25 protein-coding genes and 1 pseudogene are annotated in these 23,487 nt (G+C 64.0%); 18 read left to right on the top strand and 8 right to left on the bottom strand.

What is annotated here, in order from left to right:
• Positions 1-2: 2 nt before the first annotated feature.
• The 12 genes from AC07U4_RS22275 to AC07U4_RS22220 are packed head-to-tail and all read left to right on the top strand — an operon-like array spanning position 3 to position 11,586.
• Entirely contained in the window at positions 3-344 is a 342-nt protein-coding gene (locus tag AC07U4_RS22275) for a hypothetical protein (protein ID WP_495197142.1), read from the top strand.
• Positions 341-1,048, top strand: coding sequence for a TrbI F-type domain-containing protein (locus tag AC07U4_RS22270; RefSeq protein WP_495197141.1), 708 nt, complete (start codon positions 341-343; stop codon positions 1,046-1,048). Before AC07U4_RS22275 ends, AC07U4_RS22270 begins: the two co-directional genes overlap by 4 nt.
• Positions 1,038-1,580, top strand: coding sequence for a S26 family signal peptidase (locus AC07U4_RS22265; protein ID WP_495197140.1), 543 nt, complete (start codon positions 1,038-1,040; stop codon positions 1,578-1,580). The genes AC07U4_RS22270 and AC07U4_RS22265 overlap by 11 nt, the downstream gene beginning before the upstream one ends.
• Positions 1,577-2,215: a type-F conjugative transfer system protein TraW gene (gene traW / locus AC07U4_RS22260; RefSeq protein ID WP_495197139.1), complete on the top strand. Its 639-nt coding sequence runs from the start codon at positions 1,577-1,579 to the stop codon at positions 2,213-2,215. The genes AC07U4_RS22265 and traW overlap by 4 nt, the downstream gene beginning before the upstream one ends.
• Positions 2,215-2,493, top strand: a complete 279-nt coding sequence (locus AC07U4_RS22255) for a hypothetical protein (protein WP_170171224.1) — start codon at positions 2,215-2,217, stop codon at positions 2,491-2,493. Before traW ends, AC07U4_RS22255 begins: the two co-directional genes overlap by 1 nt.
• Positions 2,490-3,506 carry a conjugal transfer pilus assembly protein TraU gene (gene traU, locus AC07U4_RS22250; RefSeq protein WP_269454264.1) on the top strand — a complete coding sequence of 339 codons (1,017 nt, stop codon included), beginning with the start codon at positions 2,490-2,492 and terminating at the stop codon, positions 3,504-3,506. The genes AC07U4_RS22255 and traU overlap by 4 nt, the downstream gene beginning before the upstream one ends.
• Positions 3,507-3,518: 12 nt before the next feature.
• The gene (gene trbC / locus AC07U4_RS22245) at positions 3,519-4,259 is read left to right on the top strand and encodes a type-F conjugative transfer system pilin assembly protein TrbC (protein WP_495197138.1); all 741 of its coding nucleotides are present in this window, start codon (positions 3,519-3,521) and stop codon (positions 4,257-4,259) included.
• On the top strand, positions 4,260-6,056 hold the full coding sequence (locus tag AC07U4_RS22240; protein ID WP_495197137.1) for a conjugal transfer protein TraN: 1,797 nt from the start codon (positions 4,260-4,262) through the stop codon (positions 6,054-6,056).
• Positions 6,034-6,441: a hypothetical protein gene (locus AC07U4_RS22235; protein ID WP_062126145.1), complete on the top strand. Its 408-nt coding sequence runs from the start codon at positions 6,034-6,036 to the stop codon at positions 6,439-6,441. Before AC07U4_RS22240 ends, AC07U4_RS22235 begins: the two co-directional genes overlap by 23 nt.
• A complete protein-coding gene (locus AC07U4_RS22230; RefSeq protein ID WP_495197136.1) occupies positions 6,416-7,336 on the top strand; it encodes a conjugal transfer protein TraF in 921 nt (306 codons plus the stop codon). The genes AC07U4_RS22235 and AC07U4_RS22230 overlap by 26 nt, the downstream gene beginning before the upstream one ends.
• Positions 7,336-8,802 carry a conjugal transfer protein TraH gene (locus AC07U4_RS22225; protein ID WP_495197135.1) on the top strand — a complete coding sequence of 489 codons (1,467 nt, stop codon included), beginning with the start codon at positions 7,336-7,338 and terminating at the stop codon, positions 8,800-8,802. Before AC07U4_RS22230 ends, AC07U4_RS22225 begins: the two co-directional genes overlap by 1 nt.
• Before the next feature lie 12 nt (positions 8,803-8,814).
• Complete coding sequence (locus AC07U4_RS22220) at positions 8,815-11,586, top strand: conjugal transfer protein TraG N-terminal domain-containing protein (RefSeq protein ID WP_495197134.1); 2,772 nt, start codon at positions 8,815-8,817, stop codon at positions 11,584-11,586.
• A gap of 1 nt (position 11,587) precedes the next feature.
• Here the strand turns inward: AC07U4_RS22220 and AC07U4_RS22215 are convergent, their stop codons facing one another.
• Positions 11,588-11,827 (bottom strand): hypothetical protein, encoded by a 240-nt coding sequence (locus tag AC07U4_RS22215; protein WP_495197133.1) that lies wholly within the window; start codon positions 11,825-11,827, stop codon positions 11,588-11,590.
• A gap of 30 nt (positions 11,828-11,857) precedes the next feature.
• On the opposite strand from AC07U4_RS22215, the gene AC07U4_RS22210 reads away from it, so the two are divergent.
• A complete protein-coding gene (locus AC07U4_RS22210; RefSeq protein WP_495197132.1) occupies positions 11,858-12,196 on the top strand; it encodes a hypothetical protein in 339 nt (112 codons plus the stop codon).
• A gap of 18 nt (positions 12,197-12,214) precedes the next feature.
• Here AC07U4_RS22210 and AC07U4_RS22205 read toward each other — a convergent pair whose 3' ends face one another.
• The 7 genes and pseudogenes from AC07U4_RS22205 to AC07U4_RS22175 form a co-directional block, all read right to left on the bottom strand.
• Positions 12,215-12,487, bottom strand: coding sequence for a hypothetical protein (locus AC07U4_RS22205; RefSeq protein ID WP_495197131.1), 273 nt, complete (start codon positions 12,485-12,487; stop codon positions 12,215-12,217).
• 450 nt (positions 12,488-12,937) lie between these two features.
• Complete coding sequence (locus AC07U4_RS22200) at positions 12,938-13,225, bottom strand: hypothetical protein (protein ID WP_495197130.1); 288 nt, start codon at positions 13,223-13,225, stop codon at positions 12,938-12,940.
• A gap of 3 nt (positions 13,226-13,228) precedes the next feature.
• Positions 13,229-16,492, bottom strand: coding sequence for an error-prone DNA polymerase (locus tag AC07U4_RS22195; RefSeq protein WP_495197129.1), 3,264 nt, complete (start codon positions 16,490-16,492; stop codon positions 13,229-13,231).
• Positions 16,489-16,656, bottom strand: a pseudogene (locus tag AC07U4_RS22190) (DNA polymerase Y family protein); the annotation flags it as partial. The pseudogene AC07U4_RS22190 and the gene AC07U4_RS22195, both read right to left, overlap by 4 nt.
• 63 nt (positions 16,657-16,719) lie before the next feature.
• Positions 16,720-17,028, bottom strand: a complete 309-nt coding sequence (locus tag AC07U4_RS22185; RefSeq protein ID WP_495197128.1) for a hypothetical protein — start codon at positions 17,026-17,028, stop codon at positions 16,720-16,722.
• A 29-nt stretch (positions 17,029-17,057) separates the two neighbouring features.
• Positions 17,058-18,281, bottom strand: coding sequence for a Y-family DNA polymerase (locus tag AC07U4_RS22180; protein ID WP_495197127.1), 1,224 nt, complete (start codon positions 18,279-18,281; stop codon positions 17,058-17,060).
• Positions 18,196-18,783, bottom strand: coding sequence for an ImuA family protein (locus tag AC07U4_RS22175; protein WP_495197126.1), 588 nt, complete (start codon positions 18,781-18,783; stop codon positions 18,196-18,198). The genes AC07U4_RS22180 and AC07U4_RS22175 overlap by 86 nt, the downstream gene beginning before the upstream one ends.
• 304 nt (positions 18,784-19,087) lie before the next feature.
• Between AC07U4_RS22175 and AC07U4_RS22170 the strand changes: the two genes are divergently transcribed.
• The 5 genes from AC07U4_RS22170 (at position 19,088) to AC07U4_RS22150 (ending at position 23,472) form a co-directional block, all read left to right on the top strand.
• Complete coding sequence (locus AC07U4_RS22170; RefSeq protein ID WP_495197125.1) at positions 19,088-19,534, top strand: hypothetical protein; 447 nt, start codon at positions 19,088-19,090, stop codon at positions 19,532-19,534.
• A gap of 213 nt (positions 19,535-19,747) precedes the next feature.
• Positions 19,748-20,017: an HU family DNA-binding protein gene (locus AC07U4_RS22165; protein WP_495197124.1), complete on the top strand. Its 270-nt coding sequence runs from the start codon at positions 19,748-19,750 to the stop codon at positions 20,015-20,017.
• Positions 20,018-20,645: 628 nt separating this feature from the next.
• A complete protein-coding gene (locus AC07U4_RS22160; protein ID WP_495197123.1) occupies positions 20,646-21,203 on the top strand; it encodes a hypothetical protein in 558 nt (185 codons plus the stop codon).
• Positions 21,204-21,584: 381 nt separating this feature from the next.
• Complete coding sequence (locus tag AC07U4_RS22155; protein WP_495197122.1) at positions 21,585-21,887, top strand: putative quinol monooxygenase; 303 nt, start codon at positions 21,585-21,587, stop codon at positions 21,885-21,887.
• Positions 21,888-22,449: 562 nt separating this feature from the next.
• Positions 22,450-23,472: a zinc-binding alcohol dehydrogenase family protein gene (locus AC07U4_RS22150; RefSeq protein WP_495197121.1), complete on the top strand. Its 1,023-nt coding sequence runs from the start codon at positions 22,450-22,452 to the stop codon at positions 23,470-23,472.
• The last annotated feature ends 15 nt before the right edge of the window (positions 23,473-23,487 follow it).

The following is a 23,487-nucleotide window of genomic DNA, read 5'->3' as shown; positions in this document are numbered from 1 at the left end:
GCATGGCAACCGTCCTTTCAATGCCTCGCAGCGGCCGCAAGGTCGACTACGGCTATGGCCTCTTCTTCAGTCTCCACATGGCCGGCTTCCTCGTCACCACCCTGTTGATGACGTGGGGCCTGTTCGTGCTCTTCTTCCTCGCGATCGGCGGCTTCTCGCTCGATGGCATGATGAACCACGTCCAGAACCTCACCAGCCGCTATCTCGCGGCCGACGCCAGCCGCATCGACCAGTTCAAGCTCATCGTTGGCGGGGTCCACATCGCCCTTAGCGCAGCGATCATCTTCTTTCGCCGTCACGCCATCCTGCCGCGTGACCCGGCCGCCAAGGAGCCGCGCGTATGAGCGACAACCTTTCGTTCTCGGAACAGCCCGACGGCGATGGCCTGGGCCGCGATCTGCCTTCCAGCAGCTCGGAACGCTCGCCAGCGCAGGTAACTGCAGCGAGCCGCAAGCCCAAGGCCGTTTTCGCGGGCTATACCGCGCAGCAGCTGATCCTCGGTGCCGTCCTGCTCGTCGCGCTTCTCTGGGCGGTCTGGATCACGAAGGCCGTGACGGCCGAAAAGCCGCAGCACATCGTCAAGGCGGATCTCTCCAGGATCGTCGGCGAATACGTCCAAGCGCAGGCGCGCAGCGCGACGCCGCCTGACCAGGTGCAGGCGCAGATGCGCAGCTTCATGGCGACGCTCGACGCCGAGCTCCAGCGCCGCGGCGCTGCCGGCCAGGTGGTGCTCGTCGGCGAGGCCGTGCTTTCGAAGAGCGTCCCGGACATCACTGCCGATGTCGCCAAGGCTGTCTACGCCTCTGGCGTGAAGACGCCGACGCCGGCGACGCCGACCCAGATGGGCGCGATGATGCAGGGGCAGGCTCCGACTAATCCTCCTGTTCAGATCGCGCCCGTCCAAACGGCGCAGGTCGCGCCGGCCGCAGCCGCGCCGAACCCGTTCGCCGCCATGCCGGTCCCGGCCGCAGCGCCGGACGTTGCCTCGGTCGACCCTTCCACCGCCGGAGCATCGGTCTCGTCCTTCGGAGGCCCCGGTGGCCAGTAACCCTGTTGCCCTCACCGGCCCGGCTGAACGCTTTCGGCCACGCAAGCGGCTCTGGGCAGCGCTGGGCCTCTTCATCGCGGGTGGCATGTCCTACAACGCCATCACCGAGTGGCGGGACACCCACGGCCTTCTCATCAACGCGTCGGAATCGCTGCCCAACTGGGCGTTCGTCATCCACAAGACCGCGGTGCCGAAGCGTGGTGAATACGTGTTCTTCGTGCCGCCCGCCGCGCCGCTGGTCATCCGCCATTTCGGCGCCAAGCAGCAGATGTTCGGCAAGATCGTCTACGGCATGCCCGGGGACACGGTCGTCCATCGCGGCGCAGACGTGATCGTCGCTGGCCGCCTCGTTGGCCGCATGAAACCCGTCACTAAACTTGGCGAGACGCTGCTGGCCGGGCCGACCGGGCTGATCCCGGAGGGCTGCTACTACGTCGGCTCGCCCCACAAGGACGGCTTCGACAGCCGCTATGCCGCGATCGGCTATGCCTGTTCGAACAAGATCGTCGGCGTCGGGCAGCCGATCCTGTGAACCGCACGCTCGAGTCCGTCGCGATCGTCGCGCTGTTGTCGGTGTCTCTGACCTCAGCGACCCGCGCGCGCGACCACGGCGTCGTCGGGCAGGCCTTTCCGATCATCGAGCCGGATCTGATGGCGACGATGGAGGCGAAGCTCCAGCGCCTCCAGGCGAGCGGTGGGATCGACCGCATGAACACCGAGTTCGCGCGTCGTGCAGAGGCGCGTGTGCGTCGCCCCAAGCCCGTCGCCGGCATCTCCGCTGCGACCGAGGCGCGGACCTGGGCCTATGATCCGACGATCATCATCGAGCGCGACGTCCAGGACCAGAAGGGCAATTACATCGCCCGCGCCGGCCAGTCGGTGAACCCGCTCGACTTCACCGCCGTCCGGCAGGCCCTCGTCTTCGTCAACGGTGACAGCAAGGCGGAGATGGACTGGGCGACCAGCCAATACAGCGATCTCAAGGCCAAGATCATTCTCGTGAACGGCTCCCCCATCGAGGAGATGACCGCGCGGCAGCGTCGCTTCTACTTCGATCAGGAGGGGCGTCTCACGGGCAAGCTCGGCGTCCGACATACGCCTGCCGTGGCCGTGCAGGACGGCCGGGTCATGAAGCTCACCGAAATCAAGCTCAAGGGGAACAGCTGATGCCGCTGTGGCTCGACCTCATGAAGACCCCGATGGCAGCGCCGGAGACGGCCGATCTGCGCGGCATGCGTCGTACCTTCCAGATCCTCTGCGTCGCGTCCGCGCTCGGGGTGCTTTCGATCTCGGCGCTCGTCCGCCTCTTCGGGCCGCCCGCGTCGTTCACGGTAGCAGCGCTCTTGCTCACGACGGCGCTCCACACCGCGTTGTACGTCTACCGGAAGAACCGTGCGGACAACGCCTTCCTCGAGGCCGCCACCTCGTCGGACGACCCCGCGTGAGGACGCTGCGTCTCCTGACCTTCGCGCTCTTTGCCGTCGTCATGTCGATGACGCTGAGCCCCCGCGCGGAGGCGCAGTCGAAATGTACGGGCAAGTTCGTCAATCCGATCACCGACGTCTGCTGGTCGTGCCTATTTCCCCTGTCCGTAGGTGCGTTGAAGATCTGGCCGAGCACGCGGCCGGACACCGACAACCCCAGCTTGCCCGTCTGCGCCTGCGGCAGCCCGGTGCCGCGTATCGGCATCTCGGCCGGCTTCTGGGAGCCGGTGCGCCTTGCCGACGTGTCGACCAAGCCGTGGTGCTTCGTGAACCTCGGCGGCACCAAAATCTCGCCCGGTTTCGATATCGGGCAAGGGCAACTGTCAGGGCCATCGCAGACCGGCGGCAACGGCCAGAACACGTCCAAGTGGCACGTCCACTGGTACGTCTATCCGCTACTCTACTGGATGGAGATCCTCGCCGACTTCGCCTGCTTCGAGCAGTCGTCGTTCGACATCGCCTACATGACCGAGGTTGATCCGCTCTGGCAGGATGACTCGCTGACCGCGCTCATCAACCCCGAGGCGGTGCTGTTCTCGACGCCCATCGCACAAGCCGCCTGTGCCGGCGATTGCATCGCATCCACCGCGAAGCTGCCGCTCGATGCGACCTTCTGGTGTGCCGGCTGCCAGGGGCCGATGTACCCGGTCAACGGCAACATCTCGGCGTCGATCGGCCATGTGCAGGCGTCACGCCTCGCGCTCGCCCGCTTCGCCTTCAAGATCCACCGGGAAGGACTGGCGTGGGGCACGATGGGCTCCAAGGGCCTGTGCAACAAATACCCGATGCCGGTGCTGCGCAAGCAGCAATACCGCACCCAGATGGTCAATCCGATCCCGACGGTCAGCGGCAAGGCCGCCTGCCTGCCGCTCGGCGGCTCGACCATGCCACCCCAGGCAGGCCGCTCCTTCCCCGTGAAGGGGGAAGACATGGGCTACCTCGTCTGGCGCAAGCGCAACTGCTGCGTGCTCTGAGGAGAGAGGATCATGCGCCGCATCACCATCGTCATCGCCGCTCTCGCCGGGTTCGCCGGCATCCAGGCGATCGCCCAAACCGTCGACGGGCTCGACCTCGAGGCGATCAAGCGCCGCTCGGCCGCCATGCAAAGCGACGCCGATACGTTCGCCGAGCACGTCCGCAACCGCGGCGACGCCTTCCGCGAGGACGCGATCGCCGTGCAGGCGAGGGCTACCGGCAATCTCGTGAACCTCGCCAAGGCCGACTTGCCGACCAACGGCGATGGCGCCTTCGACTTCGATGAAATCATCAAGGGCGCCAGCCAGAATGTCGCGACCTCGCGTGGCGACGCGCCACAGTTCATTGCCTTTGCAAGCCTGTCGATGCCGGTGCCTGCGCTGCGTCAGCTGATCGCAGACACCTCGAAGGCCGGCGGTGTCGTCGTGTTCCGGGGCTTCCCCAACAACTCGATGAAGACGTTCAGCGCCATGCTGAGCAAGGTCGTGAACGACAAGGATCAGCTCGCCAACGTCGGTATCGACCCCCGCCTGTTCCGCGCCTTCGACGTTCAGGCGGTGCCGACCTACGTCGCCGTCTCGTCCGACTTTGACCTGTGTTCGGGTCTGTCGTGCAAGAGCCAGGTGCCGGCACACGATCGCATGACGGGCAACGTGTCGGTCCGCTATGTGCTGGACACCTTCGTCGCGGCGCACGGCCCCGGTGCTGGCGTTTCTGCCGTGGCCCTGCGCAACATGGCCAAGGGCGCCTAGGTGAAGCGCGTCGCCTTCTCTTTGCTGATCGCGATCGTCGCCGGCGCGACGAGCGGCGTCGTCGCGCAGACGACGATCGAGGAGGCACGCAAGCAAGGCGCGGATCTCGGCAAGGCGATGCGTGCCGACGAGAGCCTAGGCCCGAACGATGCGAAGCTCGCGCAGCTGCCGGGCTATGCCGGCACGGATTTGCCCGAGAAGGTCTACTTCGACGATCCGGATCGGCTCGCAGCGGATGGTGGCGCGAAGGCAGGAACCGACGATGCGTTCGGCACGGTCACCGACAAGGGGCGGACCCGGCCGCGGTTCAGCAACGCAGAGATCCTCGCGGCTACTTCGCGCGGCTCCGCGATCGAGAAGGATCCCGAGGCCTATCTTGGCGGTCAGAGCATCGGCGGGACCGAGGGCACCTGCACCCCGCTGCCACCGTCGGTGGGTGGCAAGGGCTATTACGAGGCGACCTGCAACCAGGGCTCGAAGGTCACTGAAGCGACCGAGAGCTGCCGTGGCACGATGGTGCCGCATGTCGTGAACACGTCGCGCTGGTTCTACTACGGTGCCACCCCCGATAAGCAGGAGGGGATGGGCTTCGCCCGCGCGAGCACGATGCAGGCGAAGGTGGCAGCCGGCGTGTGCCGTACCGAGCCGGTTTCCAAGCACGTGTGCGATGCGCAGATCGACCTTGGCGCAGGCGGCACGAACGTCGAGGATTATCGCAAATATTGTAAGAGCAAGCAGAGCGGCACCGCGCAGCTATACTCGTGCTCGAGCGAGATCCGGCAGGGCGAGATCCCGTCACACTGGAATTTCAAGACCAACACCGTCTTCGTGAAGAAGGAAGGCGAGACCAGCGTCACGGTCACCCGGAACGAGGGAAGCTGCCCGGCGCTCGGCGCGGATACGAGCTGCGTGCCGCAAGCGGCGGAGGTCTGCACCGAGGGTCCCGAGACGCGGATCATCGAGGGCGTGCCGGTCACCCAGAGCTGCTGGGCATGGTCGCGGACGTTCACCTGCCAGCGTCTCACGCCGGCGAATGATTGCAGCGCCCTCGACGGGAACAAGCTCTGCAGCTTCCTGCGGGACGAGTGTCTCGACGACCCGCAGTCGGGTGCATGCAAGGTGTCGCAGCGCATCTACAGCTGCCCGCTGCCGGATGATAAGGCATCGACCGACAAGCAGTATGTCTGTGGCGGCGACGTCTACTGCCTGAACGGCAATTGCGAGACGATAGAGCGTGAGGCCTCGACCGAGTTCAAGGATGCGCTGGTTGCGCTCCACTCGATCGGTGACGCGGGGAAGCAGTTCGATCCCAACAATCTCACCGTGTTCTCCGGCGAGCGCGGCACCTGCAACAAGAAGATCTTTGGCGCGTCGAATTGCTGTTCGGGCAAGGGCGTGCCGCTTCTGACACCTTGGCTGTGCAGCTCGGCTGAAAAACAGCTCGATGAGAAGGATGACAAGGGGCTCTGCCACAAAGTCGGGTCCTACTGTTCGGACAAGATCCTCGGTGTCTGCGTCACGTCGAAGGACGCGTACTGCTGCTTCGGCAGCAAACTCTCCCGAATCCTACAGGAGCAAGGTCGCCAGCAAATCAACAAGCCGTGGGGCAAGCCAAAGGATGAGACCTGCAAGGGCTTCTCTATCGAGGAGTTCCAGCGCCTCGACCTGTCGAAGATGGATTTTTCCGAGGTCTACGCGGAGTTCATGGATGCAGCCAAGCTGCCCGATGAGGTCTCTGTGATGACCGACATTCAAGCCAAGATTCAGGGGTATTATGACCTTCACGGGCGCAAATGACGCGGACGGTCCGGGGGGACCGTGCACGATCGACATGTCGGTCCTCGATCTGGCTATCTTCCTACGCATCCACCGATCGGCGCGCGGCACCTCCGCCGGCGAAGTGTCGACCACCATTTCCCACTGGTTCCAGTGCGACATCGATCCGCGCGACGTCGAACGGTCCTTCCCGCGCATGGTCGATGCGGGATGGCTGGTCCGCCGCGAGAGCGGGATGCGCGCCACCATCAAGGGCCGCAAACACGGCCGCAGCCATTTACGCGGCATCGTCCGCATGCTCGACCAGGGCACCTCGATGCTCGACGTCGCGCGGATGATGTCGGTCCTCAAATTGGCAATGATTGAGCTCGACGGGGAGCATGACGATGACGACTCTCAGGACTAAGCGCACCGGCCGGTTGGCCGCCTCTATCCTCATGCTGCTGGCCTCGATCGCGCCAGCCGCGACCCCGGCGATCGCGCAGACGCTCGATCTGCAAAGCGCGGCTATGTCCGAGGCGCCCGACGATACCGCACAGGCCGGTGACGCCGTCGAGCCTACGCTCGCGGCAGATAGCCGCAACGAGCAACGCGGCGACGACTTCTACTGCGGGCAGCGCCGCCTCGGGCAGTGGTTCTATTGCGAGCGGCCCAAGGCGAAGCCGTCGGCACCACAGACGGCCGCTCAGTCACAGGCGTCCTCCAGCGAGCGCCTGAAAGCGATCACCAAGCAGCTGGACGAGCTCAAGGCCCGCGCGATCCTCGAGCCCACGGAGGCCAACGTGATCGCCTACGTCCGCTATCAGCGCGAGCAGCTCGACCGAGCGTCGACCTTCTCAGACACCTGGCAGCGGGCGCTCTGGCAGAACCCGGATATCGACTACACTCTGCAGCGCCCCGTCTCGACCGTCGCCAAGCGGGCCTGGACCGATAACCGGTCGGCGACCCGCGACCAGGTCCTGTCGCGCCTCGGCCAGCGCTACGGCATGTTCTACTTCTTCGCGCAGTCCTGCGCCGCCTGCGAGGTCTTCTCGCCGATCCTGCGCTCGGTTGCCGATAGCCACCGGATCACCGTCATGGCGGTGTCGACCGACGGCGGGCCGAGCCGCCAATTCCCCAACTATGTCGTCGATAGCGGCCAGCGCCAACGCATGGGCGTGCCGCTCGCGACCCCCGCGCTGGTGCTGTTCGACACCGTCACCCGCAAGACCGTCCCGATCGGCTTCGGCGTGATGTCGGCCGATGAGGTCATGGAGCGCATTTTCATGCTGACCAACGCCAAGGTCGGGAGTGACTTCTGATGGCGACCACCACCCCTTCCCCTCGCCCCTCACCATTCCGCGTCATACTGCGGCGGACCGCCTCGGCGATCGCGGTGCTTGGCGCTGCGAGCATGGTCCCCGTTGATATCGCCCGTGCTGACGTCGCCGGTGCGATGAACAGCTTCTTCCAGGACGCGGGCGGCGCGGCCAACGTGACCGGTCCCAGCGCGTATCAAGGGCAGACCGCTGGTTATTACTCGATGGGCAACGTCTGGACGCGCTTCCCGCAAAAGAGCGTGCAGCCGTTCAACCTGCAGATGCCCAAGGTATCCGCCGGCTGCGGTGGTATCGACCTGTTCACTGGCTCTTTCAGCTTCATCAACGGTGCCGAGATGGTGGCGATGTTGAAGGCGACGGCGAACAACGCCCTTGGCTTTGCCTTCCAGCTCGCGATCGACAGCGTGTCACCGGAGATCGGGAAGGTCATGGATGGCATGGCCAACAAAGCCCAGCAAATGAACCAGATGAACATCTCGTCGTGCGAGGCGGCGCAAGGGTTGGTCGGCTCGGTCTGGCCGAAGATGGCGGGCGCGCGCTCGACGATCTGTGCTGCGGTCGGCAACAGCCAGGGCAAGTTTTCCGATTGGGCGAAATCGCGGCAGGGCTGCGGCGCCGGCGGTGAGCAGGACTCGACGCTCGAAGGAAACACCGACCCGGCTATGGCCGACAAGATCCCGGGAGCACCCCGCAACTACACGTGGGACGCAATCCGAAAGTCGAACAAATTTGCCGGCACGGACAAGGAGTTCTCCGAATTTCTGATGACGCTTGTTGGTACGATCGTCATCAATCCCAAGGCCGCGGAAGGCAGGATTGTCGGCTTTGTCGGCCCTGCGGAAGACGCCATCGTAACGGCGTTGCTCGATGGCGCCGGCACCGGAACGCCGGTGAAAATCCTGCGATGCGATGATGAGGAGCAGTGCCTGAACATGACTGAGCAGACGCTCCGTCCTGGACCTGGCCTTCGCAGTAAGATCAAGGGGCTGATCGACAACATCAACCTCAAGATCCGCTCGGATAGCCCGCTCAACACCGAGGAGCAGCAGCTCCTCAACATGACCACACTGCCGCTCTACAAGATGCTGGCAGTGCAGGCGATGGCACACCAGAATTTCGCCGATGGCGAGACCAGCGCGCTTGCCGAGATTGTCGCGGTCAACCTCCTGTCCTCGATGATCGAGAACATGCTCGATCGGGTCAGCCAATCGACGGTTCAGGTGCAGCCGGCGGACGCGGAAATGGGCAAGATGTGGCGCGATCAGCTTGCCGAGGCACGGCAGCGGTACTCTCAGCGCGACTTCAAGCTGAAAGAGACGCTTAACCAGACGATCGCTCTCATCAACAAGTCGGTGATGCTCGAGTCCACGCTCCAGAACAGCATGTCGCCGGCGATGGCAGCGTCGCTCAATTTCTCGCGCGGACTGAGTTCGCAGGGCCTCAACTAAGGACGAGACGCGATGGTCGAGGTCTTCACGATTGGTGGCGGCGAATACATCGTCAACACGTTCAATGCGGTAGCCGCGTGGACGAGCGGAGGCGGATACCGTGGCCTCCTCCGTGTGGTCATGGTCCTCGGCCTCATCTACGCCCTGATGTCCGTCGCGTTCACGATGAACGTGCGCGCATGGCTCAATTGGTTCATCGGCTCGAGCCTCATCTACATGTGCCTGATGGTGCCGACCGTCACGGTCAAGGTGACCGACCGGATCAACCCATCGCTGGCGCCCGCAGTCGTCGACAATGTGCCCCTCGGGTTGGGCGTCATCGCCAGCTTTACCAGCCAAGTCGGCGACTGGCTGACGCGGACGTCCGAGACCGTCTTCACGATGCCGAGCCAGCTCAGCTACTCGACCAACGGCATGATCTACGGATCCCGCCTGCTTGACGCGACGCGCCAGTTCCAGATCCGTGACGCCGAGTTTGCGACCAACCTGTCCGCGCACTTCAAAAACTGCGTCTTCGGCGACATCATGCTCGGGCAGAAGTCGATGACCGACCTCGCTGCGGCAAAGGACCTCTGGGAATCCCTAGCTCCTGGCTCGGCCGCGCGATCGCAGCCTTGGGTCGAGCGGTCCGGCGCGTCGACGACGAGCAACATCATCTCCTGCCGGCAGGCCTATGGCATGCTCAATGGCCAGTGGCACTCGATGATCGAGGCGCACACCTCGCTGTGGGCCAAGTCGACCTATCCAAAGCTGTCGACCGCAGTCGCGTCGGCCAAGCTCCGTAACGACGTCCCGATCGTCAATCAGGCCTTCACCGCGTCGAGCGCCAACTACGAGGCGATCGTCAGGCAGAACACGGCGATCAACGCGTTCATGGAGGCCCGCGACGGAATGGCGGGCGGCCCTGGCGCTGCGTCGATCGACACGTTCGCGACGACGCGCGCGGACATCCAGGCGCGCAACACGTACAACTCGATCGCGCAGCAAGCGATGAGCTGGGTGCCGATCCTCAACATCGTTCTGACCGTGGTTTTCTACGCCATGTTCCCGGTCATCTTCCCGCTCTTCCTGATGCCACAGACGGGCGTCGCCGCGCTCAAGGGCTATTTGACGGGCTTCTTCTACCTGGCCGCATGGGGGCCGCTGTACGTCATCCTCCACATGATCTGCATGACCCGGGCGACGGGGGCAGCGCAGGGGGTCGCGGAGGGTGGAACTTCGCTTGGGACATACGCCGGCATCGGAGCCGTCAACGCGGAGACCGCGACGATCGCGGGTTTCATGCTGATGAGCGTGCCGTTCCTGGCGGCGGGCCTTGCAAAGGGAGCGATGAGCATTTCCGGGCAGGCCACCTCGGTCCTCTCGCCGGCACAGAACGCAGCCGAGGCTGCGGCTGCGGAGCAGACAACCGGCAACTACAGCTACGGTAACACCAGTTTCGCCAACTCGACGTCGAATATGCGCCAGAGCAATCAGTGGTCAGACGCACCGACGTTCGCAACCGGTGGGATTTCGTCTAGTTTCCGCCACGACAATGGCTCGTTCACCACTAACAACGGCGATGGGTTCAACGTCCACGATACTAGCAAGGCTATCAACAATCTGCCGTTCAGTGCTTCGACCGTTCAATCGGCTATGGCAACTGAGAGTCGACAGGCATCTTTTGCGGCCCGAATTGCTGACGGCTACGAAGAAGCCAGCAGGAGAGAAACCCAGCACCTCGAGGCCCTTCGCAATGGGCACTCGTGGTCGTCCGGAAACTCGACTGCCTTCGACGCAAGCGCTGGCGATCGCGGCGGTACGACCGTTGATCGATCGGACCGGCGTACCGCTGGCCAGAGGGGTGGCATTGAGCTTCGCGAGCAGTCTGGTGCGGGAACGACGTCACAATACTCCACCGGTAAAAACTCGACGGACGCCGGCCAATGGTCGATCGGCGGATCGCTTGGTGTCAGTGCTAACGCAAAAGCGGGCGTCGGTGCTGGCCCAACTGGCGCCGGCGTGGGAGGCAAGGCGGACGTTACAGGCGGTTACAACCGCTCCTGGACGAACGCTGACACCACCAGCGATACTAACTCGTCCCAGCGCAACCACGACAAGACGGCTTCTGTCACCGGCGGTGTAACCTCTGACCATACCGTAGGTGCTGGCGTTTCCACGCAAGACGGCAAGTTTTACCAAAATGGTACGACTCAGAGATCTGAACAAAGTGAGGCTCGTACTCGCGCGATTGAGGAGTCTCAGTCCAAGATCAACTCGTACACAGAGCAGGCACGTCACTATCGAGAGCTGTCTCGCTCACTTGAGCAGCACGCAAGCTTCGCCGAAAGCAACGGCTTCAACCTCACAACCGATCTTCGAAACGACCTGACGCGTTGGTACGAGAACGAAAACCGTAATAGCCCCGGCGGAAATATGCTGCCGGAGCTATGGCAGACCAACCTTAGCGGTCCGCAAGAAGCTGCCCGAAACACCGCCATCGGTAAATGGGCCGAGCAACGCTCCAGCGTCATCGAGCGCGACATTCAATCGGCGCTGTCCGATCCTGCACTTGCGGGCATGAAATTGCCGGGCGTCGCCTCTGAGGCCTCAGTTGCGGGCCGCTATTCAGGAGGCCGTCCGCTGGGGGGGGCGCATCCTGTTTCTGTCGGCCGCCCCGACACTTCCGCTGAGCGGGGGGTCATCGCAGCAGGTGCGAGCGAGGTCGGTGATGACACGGCTCGTCTCGGTCGGGTCGCCACGGCTGATTTCGCCCAAGCCCCGCCTGGAGCAAAAAAGCCGTGACTCAAAACAGGAAGGTCGAAACGCCCCCAATAACGACGAACCCGGCCGCGACGGTGACTATTGCAGCCGCCATCAGCTTCACTGCTCTTGGGGAGACCGAACTATCTGCGTCGGCGCCGATCATCTCGCCAGCATCTTCGCGATGAGTAGCGGCAAACGGATTCACCTGCCAATATCCGGCTCCGAGGCCCGGCATGGCGTCGTTGTCGAACATGATCGGCTGGCTGGGATCAATTTGCATGGCGCACCTCGCCCTATAAGGTAGAGCGATATGAACATGTTGGCAACGCATGATCGTCGACGTTTTACGGCTCGTCAGCACCGCCCGCCGGCGCTGACTGACCTGACGGGCAGCCTTATTTTTGGGTTTTCATGGCTGCTCGTGATGGCGATCGGGCTGATGCCCTTAGCCGAGGCGTCACTGTCTCGGTCGCCTTCAATAACGATGCCGGCCACCATCGCGTTCTTCGTGGCTGTCGGAAGCGCCGTTTTGCTGCGCCAGCGGTATTCCTGGGTCGGCCTGGTCCTGCATGTCTTCGGGCAGATCGCTATCTGGCTATCGCTGTTCGTCATGTCGCTGGCGATCGTGCTTGCGGCCTTCGGCCGATGAACCCGCTGGGCGGCGGATCTAAGCCTTGGCTCCGAAGCCTTTAGGCGACGGCACATAGGGATGCGCGGCACGAACGATATCCGCCGCTTTGGCGATGGCGTGTAGCTCCTCCGGCTTTCCGGTGGGCTCGATCTTCCAATTCGACCGGGGGTGGAAAACGATCGGAAGCGCGGCCACCTCGCCTATCTGCTTCTTCCAATACGCCTCGGTGTTGCCGGCAGCGCCAGCTAGCAGGTGCGCGAGCAGGTTTCGAATGTCGTCGGGACTTTCCGGCGCGTCATGCTTGGCCATCCGCGCATATTATCGATCACCGCGACGGCATGCGATAGGCTCCACGACGTTCGTTGCGACCTCTCTTTCTATGGAACAGGGCGCTACGAGGACGGTTCTTACCCCGACCGATGTCACCCCCCCCGGCATCAGGTCCGATTGGCGCCTCGCTGCTCATACCCCCCCCCCCCCCCGCGTAGCGAGGCGCCACTCACCCCCTGACCAAGCCTGTAGATCAGCGTTTTAACGCCGGGATCGCCGATAGGGAGGCGTGTCCCCGCCGCCCGCAGCCGCGGCAGCGTAGTCGGATCATTTTGTTGGCGACCTCACCGTCACCTTTGAAGCGCTCGAGGATCCGCTAGGCCGGAAAGTTGATGGTGCGGCCGCACGAACAAACGATCCGCATGTCGGCGCGATCGGCCGCCCATTCGCCTAGCGTTCGGTAAGAGGTGTCGTTCGTCGGCCGGCTTCTCACAGCGGCGAAACGTCCTCGTACCGTCCTGCTTTCCGCAATTGGCGCACTATCCCGTTGAACGCCGCGGTGACGCCCTGCGCGCGGCCAATCTCGTTCGTCTGCGAGGCGGCGTCCCAGTAGAGCTCCAGTGGCCAGCGTTCAGGGCAGTGCGGCAGGAGACAGCGCAGCGCGAGCCGTACCTCCATCCCGTCAACGGTCGTCTCGGAGCATTTGGCGACGCCGGCGCGCAGGATGTGGACCGACAGCGCGATCACCACGCGCTGGTGCCGAGGCAGCGTCGACACGGATCAGTGGAAGTCGTGCGATTTGAAGCGCACGACCTCCTCAGGATCCTTGCCGTCCGCATGGGGCGGCCAGTATTGGTTGCGCGGCTCGGGCTGCCATCCCTTGTCCCCGCGATCCGGTGAGCCTGGATGCTGGCCGGCATCGCCGCGCCCGGTGCGGTGCGGGAAGGACATATCTCCGACACGGTGGAGTAGGTCGCCATGGTCGACGATCCGATCGCAGATGACGTGGATCACCTCGCCTTCCTTCTGCACGCGCCCTTTCAGCCCGACCATGGAGGCCGACATCACGGTGCGGCGCTGCGCCTCGAAGCGGTCGGGCCAAAGTATGCCGTTGGCGACGCCGGTCTCGTCCTCGATCGTTATGAACAGCACACCCTTCGCGGAACCGGGCTTCTGACGCACCAGGATGATGCCCGCGACTTCGACATGGCGGCCGTCGCGGACGCTGGCGAGATCCGAGCAGCGTGTCACGCCGCGACGTGTCAGCTCGTCCCGCACGAACGTCAGCGGGTGAGCGCGGAGCGACAACTGCAGGTTGCGGTAATCCTCGATCACCTCGCGGCCGTCGGTTAGCCCCCGCAGCTGCACCTCTGGTTCGATGCCTTCCGCGCTCAGTGTCTCGGCCGCGCGATCCGCCGCGGCAAAGAGCGGCAGTGGAGCCTCGCCAAGGCCCCTCACCTTCCAGAGCCCCTGCCGGCGATCCGCGCCGAAGCTGTGGAAGGCATCGCCGTCTGCCAGCTTCTCGATCGCGGCGCGCTGTGCGCCCGACCGGCGCCAGACGTCCTCGACGCAGTCATATGCGGTGGTGCTACGCGCGGAGACGATCTTGGCCCCGTCAGCGTTCGATAGGCCGCGGATCACCCGCAGGCCAAGCCGCACCGCTAGATAGCGCCCGCCTGTTCGCTCGAGCGTGCAATCCCAGCGGCTCGCATTGACGCAAGGTGGTCGCACCTCGACGCCATGCTCGCGCGCGTCGCGGACGATCTGCGCGGGCGCGTAGAAGCCCATAGGCTGCGCGTTCATCAGCGCGGCGCAGAACACGTCTGGATGATGGTGTTTCATCCAGCTGCTCGCGTAGGAGATCTTGGCGAAGCTGGCGGCGTGGCTCTCGGGGAAGCCGTAGGAGCCGAAGCCCTCGAGCTGACGGAAGGTGCGCTCGGCGAACTCGCGCGGATAGCCGCGTGCGACCATGCCCTCGATCAGCTTCTCGCTGAAGTGGCTGACCCCACCGGTGAATTTGAACGTGGCCATGGCGCGGCGCAGCTGGTCCGCCTCGGCCGGTGTGAAGCCGGCGCCGACGATCGCGACCTTCATGGCCTGCTCCTGGAACAGCGGCACGCCGAGCGTCTTCTCGAGCACCGCGCGCAGCTCGGGCCGCGGGTATTCGGGCCGCTCGAGTCCCTCGCGCCGGCGCAGGTACGGGTGGACCATGTCGCCTTGGATCGGCCCGGGCCGCACAATCGCTACCTGGATCACGAGGTCATAGAAGCGGCGCGGTTTCATGCGCGGCAGCATGCTCATCTGCGCGCGGCTCTCGATCTGGAAGGTGCCGAGCGTGTCCGCCTTCTGGATCATTGCGTAGACGTCGGGGTCGTCGTCTTGCAGGTCGGCCAACCCGACCCGGATGCCCTTGTCCTGCTCGAGCAGGTTGAAGGCGCGGTTCATGCAGCCGAGCATCCCCAATCCGAGGACGTCGACCTTCATAAATTTCAAGGAATCGATGTCGTCCTTGTCCCACTCGATGATCTGGCGGTCCTCCATGGCCGCTGGCTCTATGGGCACCAGGTCGTCGAGGCGGTCATGCGTCAGCACGAACCCGCCCGGGTGCTGCGACATGTGGCGCGGCACGCCGATGAGCTTGCGCGCGAGGTCGAGTGTCAGCCGCAGCCGGCGATCGGCGATGTCGAGGTTGAGCTCGTCCACCTGCTTCTCGCCAACACCCTCGGCCGACCAGCCCCAGACCAGCCCCGCCAGCGAGGAGGTCAGGTCCTCCGGCAGGCCCAGCGCCTTGCCGACGTCCCGCACCGCGCCGCGCGCGCGGTAACGGGTCACGACCGCCGTCAGCGCCGCGCGATCACGCCCATAGGTCTCGTAGATCCACTGGATGATCTCCTCGCGGCGCTCATGCTCGAAGTCGACGTCGATATCGGGCGGCTCGCGGCGCTCTCCCGACACGAAGCGCTCGAAAAGCAGCTCATGCTTGATCGGGTCGATCGAGGTGACGCCGAGCACGAAGCATACGCAGCTGTTGGCGGCCGAGCCGCGGCCCTGGCAGAGGATTCCGCGCCGGCGCGCCTCGCGCACGATCGCATAGACGGTGAGGAAGTACGGCGCGTAGCCAAGCTCGCCGATCAGCCGCATCTCATGCGCGATCTGCGTGGTGTAGGCTTCGGGCACGTTGCCGTCGAACATGCGCTCGACCGCCTCAGTCGCCAGCTTCTGCAGGGCTTGCTGCGCCGTCAGGCCCTCGATCAGGCGCTCGTGCGGATACTGATAGGCCAGCTCGCCGAGGTCGAAGGTGCAGATGCCCGCGATATCGACGCTTGCCTGCAGCGCGTCCGGATAGGCGCGGAATCGCCGAACCATTTCGTCGGGCGATTTAAGCGCGCGGTCTGCGTTCACCTCGCGGCGGTAGCCAAGCTCATCGACGGTGCATTTCTCGCGCACCGCGGTCACAACGTCCTGCAGCAGCCGTGCCTCGGGCGCGTGATAGAGCACGTCACCAGTTACGACGGCCCGGACGCCTGCCCCGCCCGCCTGCCGCGCCAGCGCATCGATGCGGACCGCGTCCCCCGGCCGGCGCCGCTGGAACAGGGCCATATAGCCGCGACGCCCGTAGATCGCCTTCAGGTCCTTCAGCGCGGCGACATTCTCGTCGTCCGCCTCGTGCGGGAGCAGGATGGCCACGACACCCTCGGACCACTGCTCGAGGTCGTGCCAATGGAGAAGGCACCCGCCCTTACCTGCCCGCTTCTTGCCGACGGTCAGCAGCCGCGTGATCCTCGACCAGGCGGGCCGGTCGGTCGGATAGAGCAACAAGCGCCGGTCGCAGGACAGATCGACGCGCGTGCCCGCGATCGAGCGAACGCCTGTGGCCTTCTGCGCCTCCCATGCGCGCACGACGCCGCCCACGGCGCCGATGTCGCTGACGCCGATCGCGGGGTAGCCCAGCAGCGCCGCGGCCGCGAACAGCTCCTCAGGCGACGATGCGCCGCGCAGGAGCGAAAAGTGGGTGAGCACCTGAAGCTCGACATAGTGGGTCATCCGAAGACCCCGTGCATCCACCAGGACAGGTCGCCGGTCTCGTCCTCGAAACCGTCACCCCGCCTGAAAACCCAGTATCGCCCTCCGGCCTCATCCTCGACGCGGTAATAGTCGCGGACCGCCCATATCTCGGCGTCTCGCCGCCACCACTCGCCGTGCACGCGCTCGGGGCCGTCGCCGGCGACAACCTTGTAGGTCTTGCCGCGCCACTCGAACCGACGCGGTGGTTAGTCCGGCATCAGCGCGATCACGCGCGCCAGCGGTTCCGGCCGAGAGAAGAGACGGATCGGGCGCTTCCACTCGGGCCATGATCCTGGCATCTCCACCGGGTCGGAGCGGGTGACGGCCCGCTCCGGCACGTGACTTTCGACGGGCGCAAGCCGGTAGACGGCATAGCCCCCGATCCGGCCGGCGATGACGTCGACCAGGCGTGCAGGGTCCCGCACCAGAGTCTCGCCGGCGAGGACCGCGCCAAGGTCGACCGCATCCAGCGGTTCGGTATGCGGCGCGACCAGCCAGAATTGCTCGAGGCCCATGCCGGGGTCGATCCTCTCGATCCTGAGCTTCAGGAGCCTGAGAAGGTGCGATACCTCGCGCGTCGGGCGCGACGTGCCGACACCCACGACCTGTTCCGTGCCGTCGACGCGTAAAGCCGTGAGGCGGAGTGCCCGTGCGCCAAGCCTCGCGCCTGCAGGACCTGCGCAAGATCGTTCAGCAGGTCGCCCATAACCTGTTCGATCGCCTCGGCCGTGCCGATCGGCTCAAGGAGGCGACGCTCGACGATCGGAACTTCGGCATCCTCGCGCGGGGTGATTGGCTCGGCCACGGCGCCGAGCGCCTGGTCCAGACGCGTGATTGCCGGCAGACCGAGCCGACGCGCCAGTGGCCCACGCGCGACCGGCAGCAGATCCGCTATCGTCTCGAAGCCGAAGCGTTTGGCAGCGCTGATGGCGCTCGGCGCCAAGCGCAAGGCGACGATCGGCAGCGGCGAGATCGCACTAGCGGTTGCACCCGGCTCGACGCGGGTCAGCTCGCTGCGGCCGAAGCGAGCGAGGGCATGGGCCGCCCCTGCCGTATCAGCGACGGCCACGCGTGCGGTGAAGCCGGCACGACGGCAGAAGGCGATCAGCCGCCTGCAGAACCGCTCCTCACCACCATGCAGATGCGCGCAGCCAGCAAGGTCGATCCAGAGCCCATCGGCGGGCGTGACAGCAGCAATCGGAGACCAGCGCCGAACCGCGAACAGCGCCAAGCGGTCGAGGAGTGCAGCATCAGCCTCCGGCTCGGCCGGACGGAAATCGAGATCCGATACGAGAGCGCGCGCATGGGTCGCAGCCATACCGGGATGGATGCCAAGCGCCCGTGCGCCTTCGCAGGCAGCAACCACCTCCTCGCGCCGGCCGGCCTTCCCGATAAGCGCCAAGGGTGGAAAGCCATGGGTTTTAATATCCAACGGCGATGCTTTTGGCGCCGGATGCCCTGCGATTACGGTCTTATAAGGGTGGCTTGCTGCCTCCGATCGCCGGCCGAGCTCGCGCATAGGCGGCTGCGCATGTGTTGGCAGCGCCGCGATCTGCGTCTCGACGTCGGCGCGGGAAGGCAGGCCCTCGCGTGCCCACCGCGCACCTGGCCGCCAACCGCCGCCCCGCGGCACCGAACAGGCGCCGGGGTCGTCATCTACCGGCAGCTCGAGGACAGGCCGTTCAGGCTGCCGCGAAGCGGACCGTTCCAACCGTCTCAGCCGCTCGGTGGCCAAGTCCGGCAGGAACAGCGAGACGACCCGTCTCATCGCTGCCCTCCACAATCAGGGAGAACCCCTCACCCCCACGCTGGCGAGCGCACTCCACCGCCCATCTCGCCCTTCCTACACCTGCGACTTCAAGCCGTTCGGACGGTGCGGTGCCGATCCGCCAGCGCGTCCAGGCCGCGGATGGTTCGGCAAGCGGATCCTCGTTGAGCCCGCGTCGACGGCGCAAAAGCAGGACCGGCATGTCAGCCTCCGCCGCGACCAACTGCAGGCGGCGGGTGGCGACCATAGAGACTTTGCTCGCCTCTGCGACGATGGCAGACGGTGTACCGTCGCGCACCGCATCCTCGATCACCGCCAGAAGGGCCGCGTCATCGCGCGGTTGGGCATGGATCACGGCTGCGGCCGGTAAGCCGATCTGCTCCAGCGCAGGTGCATACAGGTCGGCGCGGCAGCTCGCCCACAACACCGGCCCGCCTGTCACAGCGGCTTCACGCGCGGCGATGCTGGCGAGGAAAAGGGTCGTTGCCGCGTCGTCGACCATCGTGGCGCTCTGCGCCGTCGCCTCGTGTAGCGCGCCAGCGCGAAGGCCCCCTGCCCCGAGCCGCCCGTCGGTCGCGGGTGTGGCGATCGTCCGAAGATGCGCTATTGTCGGCGCTGATGAATCAAGGGCGGCGGGCATAAGAATTAGACTCTACTCGTTCCCTTTATGTTCCGTTGCCGAGCCCTGTTGGTCAAGCCTCGATCCTCTCGGTTCATCGTTTCGCGGTGGACACCTGCAAAACGGTGTGAAAACAAACGGCGAAAATCAGCTTTCCAAGGCTGGTCGCGTGACTCATAGAAATGCGATGCCGATCCGTGCCGAAAACCGTTGGCTTTACCCGATCGACTGGCAGCAGCTGTCAGGCGCGATCCGGTTCGACCGCGCCGGCAGGCGCTGCGAGCAATGCGGTCGGCCGCACCTTCGGCGGGTCGCTCACCTTGGCGATGGACGCTGGTGGGATGCCGATGCGAGGTGTTGGCGATCAAGCCGAGGCAAGCGGGTTTCAATGAAGGGCGGTTTCACACTAACGAGCGTCCGAACGACCTATGTCGTGCTGGCGTGCGCGCACTTAGATCATGATCCAAGTAACAGCGATCCGGCTAACCTCCGGGCGCTCTGCCAGCGCTGCCACATGATCCACGATGCGGCTGAGCATCGTTGGCAACGCTGGTGGAATGCGTTTCGGCTGCGGGCGCTGCGGGACCTGTACGAGGATCCGCGCATCACCCGCGAACGGCAGGCCGCGCGTTAGATGTCGATGTTTGGGTTCTCATGGCGTCAACCGCGAGGTTAGCGCTCAGCCCTACTCAGCCGACTGTCGCATAAACCACGGTCACGTCGTGATCCTCGTGCTTGTCGAGCATTGTCGCGACCGCTCGGACGTTCTCCGTATCCTGCGGGGTATTGGTGTCGTCGCTCGTCACCGGTAAGGATCCCGCGCGTTTTCCTAGGGAGCATGAATAACATGAACATTAGCGAGCTGGCCAAGGGCGTCGCCGCATCAACGGGTTCGAGTGAGGCCGACGCCAAGAAGGTGATCACTGCAGTCTTCGATCAGATCGCGGACGCGGCCGCAAAGGGCGAGGAAGTCTCGATCCCGGGTTTCGGCAAGTTCGCCGTCAAGGATCGGCCGGAGCGTCAGGGCCGTAACCCGGCGACCGGCGAAGCCATGACGATCGCCGCGTCGAAGAAGGTCTCGTTCACCGCGGCCAAGGGTCTGAAGGACAAGCTCTGACGCACATACGCCGGCGATCAATCATCGGCGCCAACAGAAGCGACGTCGATTGTATCAAGGCTGGCCGCTTTATCGTCAGGGCGGCGGGCGTTCTGTCGAGAGGGATCTCACACTCGGCACCCCGGTTGGTGTCGTGGATGGATTGCTAACGTTTGTAGACGCCACGTCCTGGAAGTCCCTGCGTCGTTCGCCTTCTTATTCTAGGCGGCTTGTACTGGCGAACCGGCTGCCCGTTTGGCGACCGGTTTTGTCGCAGCAAGGCGCGGCCAGCGGCCCTCTCCTGCGATATATCCGTCGGGGTCCCCGATCGCCGTCTAAGTGTTTGATCCACAGCTTGATGGTGCATCCCTTCGCTGAAATGGAAGGAAGCCGTATGGGACAGGTACGTCAGGATGCGCCACGGCCACGCACGCCGTCCGGGCAACAATACGGCGATTGCAAAATTCGCTCGCGACGCTGAGCCGGGAGCGGGGATCAACCCAAAGACGGCGGTGAAGACACTGCTGGCGCTGAATAACTGCCTCTACGTTCTAGGCGATGATCCGCATCTGACGCGGTCGACGTCGCATCGTTGCCTGCAGGGGCACGGCATCTCCTCGCTACCGGACGTCGAGGGTAATAGATCGAAGTGCCAGCGCTCAAACGCTGCCCGATCAGCTTCTTCCACATCGATATCGCCGAGGTGCAGACCAACGAAGGCAAGCTCTACCTGTTCGTGGGCATAAATCGCACCGACAAGTTCGCGATCACTCGACTGGTCGACAATGCTGATCGACGGACAGCGTGGGAGTTCCTCGAACACCTGCTGAAAGTAGTACCTACCGGATCCATACGATCCTCACCGATAACGTCCTATGTCGGGAAGCAGCGGCGGGTTTTGGCCAACAAATATCCATGCACCAAAACCATCGGCGCGGCATGGAATCTGAGCCAGATAACTCCCACCGTCAACGGGATCAATCCCTGCCATAGCAAACCCAAGATCCAGAGCGGCGGGGCGACCGTGGTCCTCACCGTCCTTAAAACGAGATACGCGCCCAGGTGGAAGGCCCGTACATTATCTACAACTTCGCCCGCCAACTTAAGCCGCTCAGCGGCCTTAAATCTTACAAATGCATCGCCAAGATCTGGACGTCAGAGCCAGACCGGTACATTCTCAATCCGATCCACCAGATGTCGGGGCTGAACACCTCGCCATTGAGTGTGAAATCGAAGCAGCACGAGGCTTCATTGACGGGCATAATTTCGGCTCCACTCACAGGAAGCGCCAAGGTTCCATTCGTGGAGGGCTGCCGACTATTCATTCTTGAGTCTCGACCTCGCCTTCCGGGAACGTCAGTAATGCGCGTGTCGGTGATGAGGTTGGCTCAGACAATAACCAGACCATCAAAATCCAAGCAGGCCTAGCCTCGGTCGCGGCGAGGACGGCGAGTAGACGATTGGACATCATCTGCCCCCCGTAGCTGCGATTGGGAGCGCGGTTGACGTAAGAGCTGGGTTAAGCTGACAAAGGGTATTCTAACGCGCAACGACTCTTCTAATATCACCTCCAGCAGAAGGATGGATTATGTCTCGGGAACTTTATATTATCGCGATCCTCGCCTCTAAGCCCGATAAGGCAGACGAGGTTCGTGCTCTGCTCCTTCCTGCCGTCAAGGTCTTCCGCGCCCAAGACGGCTGCAGCCTCTATGCGTTGCACGAGGACGAGAAGCGTCCGGGGCGTTTCATCACCTACGAAACTTGGCGCGATCATGACTCTCTTTACGCCCACAATGACTCGTCGACGTGGAAGGAGTTCCTGGCCAAGGCAGCTGATATGCTTGACGGGGATCCGCAGCAAAACTACCTGTCGCCGCCACTTCAGTTCTAAAACCGCGCCGTAGCGCCGAAGCGCCGGCGAGTGATCAAGCGGTCCGTTGTCTTTCAGGCTGTGAGAACGGCGGTAAAAGGCAAAGTCCGCTTCGATCGCTCGCCCCTCGTCTTCAAGGGACGTGCGCTGTTCTATGTTCTAGAGCAAAGGTCGCGCTGCGACAGGCCAGCCGTAGCCCCAGCTTGTTCGATAGATGATCGACAACTATCAAAACATACATTTTCTAGCATTTTAAAGTTCAGTTGCGACTCTCATCTATGACACCAGCCCACTTCGTGCAGATTGGCTGCAACCGACACACGAGAGACCTTCTTAAACACCTCACGCTTGCTCCGAATCACCAACTTCCGGTTCTGCCAAAGTCGATCCGTCAGCGCGCAGGAATGACTTCGCCAGCGTAACGGCAGAGCCGCCGGGCATGGTGCGTAGGGGCAGAAACCATCGTCTACCGTCTTGCCGTCGAGTTGATTAACTACGGCTTCCGCCGCGTACCCCGGCGCGCGATCGCACAAAGCACGATCCCGCGCCAACATATCGTCACGATCAATCGAGGAGCAATCACATGCGCGCCGTCGCCTATCGCCATCCCGGTCCCATTGAACAAGACGAGGCCCTTGTCGATCTGGAGATCGCCCGGCCTGTACCGGCAGGACGGGACCTTTTGGTCGCAGTCCAGGCAGTGTCGGTAAATCCGGTCGACGCGAAGGTGCGGGCTTCCAGTGCGCCTTTCGACGGTCGTGCCGAACGTGTTCTCGGGTGGGACGCCGCCGGCGTGGTCGAGGCAGTCGGACCCGATGTGACCCGGTTCAAGACGGGCGATCCGGTCTATTATGCCGGCGACCTGTCGCGCGACGGCAGCAACGCCGAATATCAGCTGGTCGATGAACGCATCGTCGGTCACCGCCCACACAGCATCGGCGTAGCGGAGGCGGCCGCGCTGCCACTAACGGCGATCACCGCGTGGGAGACGCTCTTCGACAGGCTCAAGGTCAACGATCAGCCGGCGAGCGGCGCCCAATCGATCCTGATTATCGGTGCCGCAGGCGGGGTCGGCTCAATCGCGGTACAGATCGCGCATGCCAAGACCGACTTGCAGGTCATAGCGACGGCATCGCGACCGCAGACGCAGGAATGGGTCCGTGCGCTTGGTGCGGATCACACGATCGACCACACTCGTCCGCTCGCGCCCCAGATCGCGGCGCTGGGCCTGGAGCCGCCGGCATTCGTCTTCTCGACGACCCACACGGACAGCCACGCCGCCGATATCGCCGAATTGATCGCGCCGCAGGGCCGCCTCGCGCTGATCGACGATCCCGACAGCTTCGACGTCGTGCCATTCAAGCGCAAGGCCGTGTCGATCCACTGGGAGCTGATGTTCACGCGCACGCTCTTCGACACGCCCGACGTCGGAGAGCAGGGGCATTTGCTGGATGAGATCGCCGACCTCGTCGACGCGGGTCGTATCCGCACCACCGCGACCGACACGCTGACACCGATCAACGCGGAGAACCTCATGGAGGCGCATCGCCGTATCGAAAGCGCGACCACCCGCGGCAAAATCGTTCTGGAGGGCTGGCCGAGCTAGCGTGACGGATCCGAC

This window comes from Sphingomonas sp. GW821-FHT02B09 (genome assembly GCF_059421875.1).
This window is presented reverse-complemented; position numbering and strand designations above follow the sequence as displayed.

Coding starts and splice junctions, on each gene's coding strand:
- AC07U4_RS22275 (WP_495197142.1), top strand. CDS start 3: ATGGCAACCGTCCTTTCAATGCCTCGCAGCGGCCGCAAGGTCGACTAC.
- AC07U4_RS22270 (WP_495197141.1), top strand. CDS start 341: ATGAGCGACAACCTTTCGTTCTCGGAACAGCCCGACGGCGATGGCCTG.
- AC07U4_RS22255 (WP_170171224.1), top strand. CDS start 2,215: ATGCCGCTGTGGCTCGACCTCATGAAGACCCCGATGGCAGCGCCGGAG.
- trbC (WP_495197138.1), top strand. CDS start 3,519: ATGCGCCGCATCACCATCGTCATCGCCGCTCTCGCCGGGTTCGCCGGC.
- AC07U4_RS22235 (WP_062126145.1), top strand. CDS start 6,034: ATGACCTTCACGGGCGCAAATGACGCGGACGGTCCGGGGGGACCGTGC.
- AC07U4_RS22230 (WP_495197136.1), top strand. CDS start 6,416: ATGACGATGACGACTCTCAGGACTAAGCGCACCGGCCGGTTGGCCGCC.
- AC07U4_RS22225 (WP_495197135.1), top strand. CDS start 7,336: ATGGCGACCACCACCCCTTCCCCTCGCCCCTCACCATTCCGCGTCATA.
- AC07U4_RS22220 (WP_495197134.1), top strand. CDS start 8,815: ATGGTCGAGGTCTTCACGATTGGTGGCGGCGAATACATCGTCAACACG.
- AC07U4_RS22215 (WP_495197133.1), bottom strand. CDS start 11,827: ATGCAAATTGATCCCAGCCAGCCGATCATGTTCGACAACGACGCCATG.
- AC07U4_RS22210 (WP_495197132.1), top strand. CDS start 11,858: ATGAACATGTTGGCAACGCATGATCGTCGACGTTTTACGGCTCGTCAG.
- AC07U4_RS22205 (WP_495197131.1), bottom strand. CDS start 12,487: ATGGCCAAGCATGACGCGCCGGAAAGTCCCGACGACATTCGAAACCTG.
- AC07U4_RS22195 (WP_495197129.1), bottom strand. CDS start 16,492: ATGACCCACTATGTCGAGCTTCAGGTGCTCACCCACTTTTCGCTCCTG.
- AC07U4_RS22185 (WP_495197128.1), bottom strand. CDS start 17,028: ATGGGCCTCGAGCAATTCTGGCTGGTCGCGCCGCATACCGAACCGCTG.
- AC07U4_RS22180 (WP_495197127.1), bottom strand. CDS start 18,281: ATGAGACGGGTCGTCTCGCTGTTCCTGCCGGACTTGGCCACCGAGCGG.
- AC07U4_RS22175 (WP_495197126.1), bottom strand. CDS start 18,783: ATGGTCGACGACGCGGCAACGACCCTTTTCCTCGCCAGCATCGCCGCG.
- AC07U4_RS22170 (WP_495197125.1), top strand. CDS start 19,088: ATGCCGATCCGTGCCGAAAACCGTTGGCTTTACCCGATCGACTGGCAG.
- AC07U4_RS22165 (WP_495197124.1), top strand. CDS start 19,748: ATGAACATTAGCGAGCTGGCCAAGGGCGTCGCCGCATCAACGGGTTCG.
- AC07U4_RS22155 (WP_495197122.1), top strand. CDS start 21,585: ATGTCTCGGGAACTTTATATTATCGCGATCCTCGCCTCTAAGCCCGAT.
- AC07U4_RS22150 (WP_495197121.1), top strand. CDS start 22,450: ATGCGCGCCGTCGCCTATCGCCATCCCGGTCCCATTGAACAAGACGAG.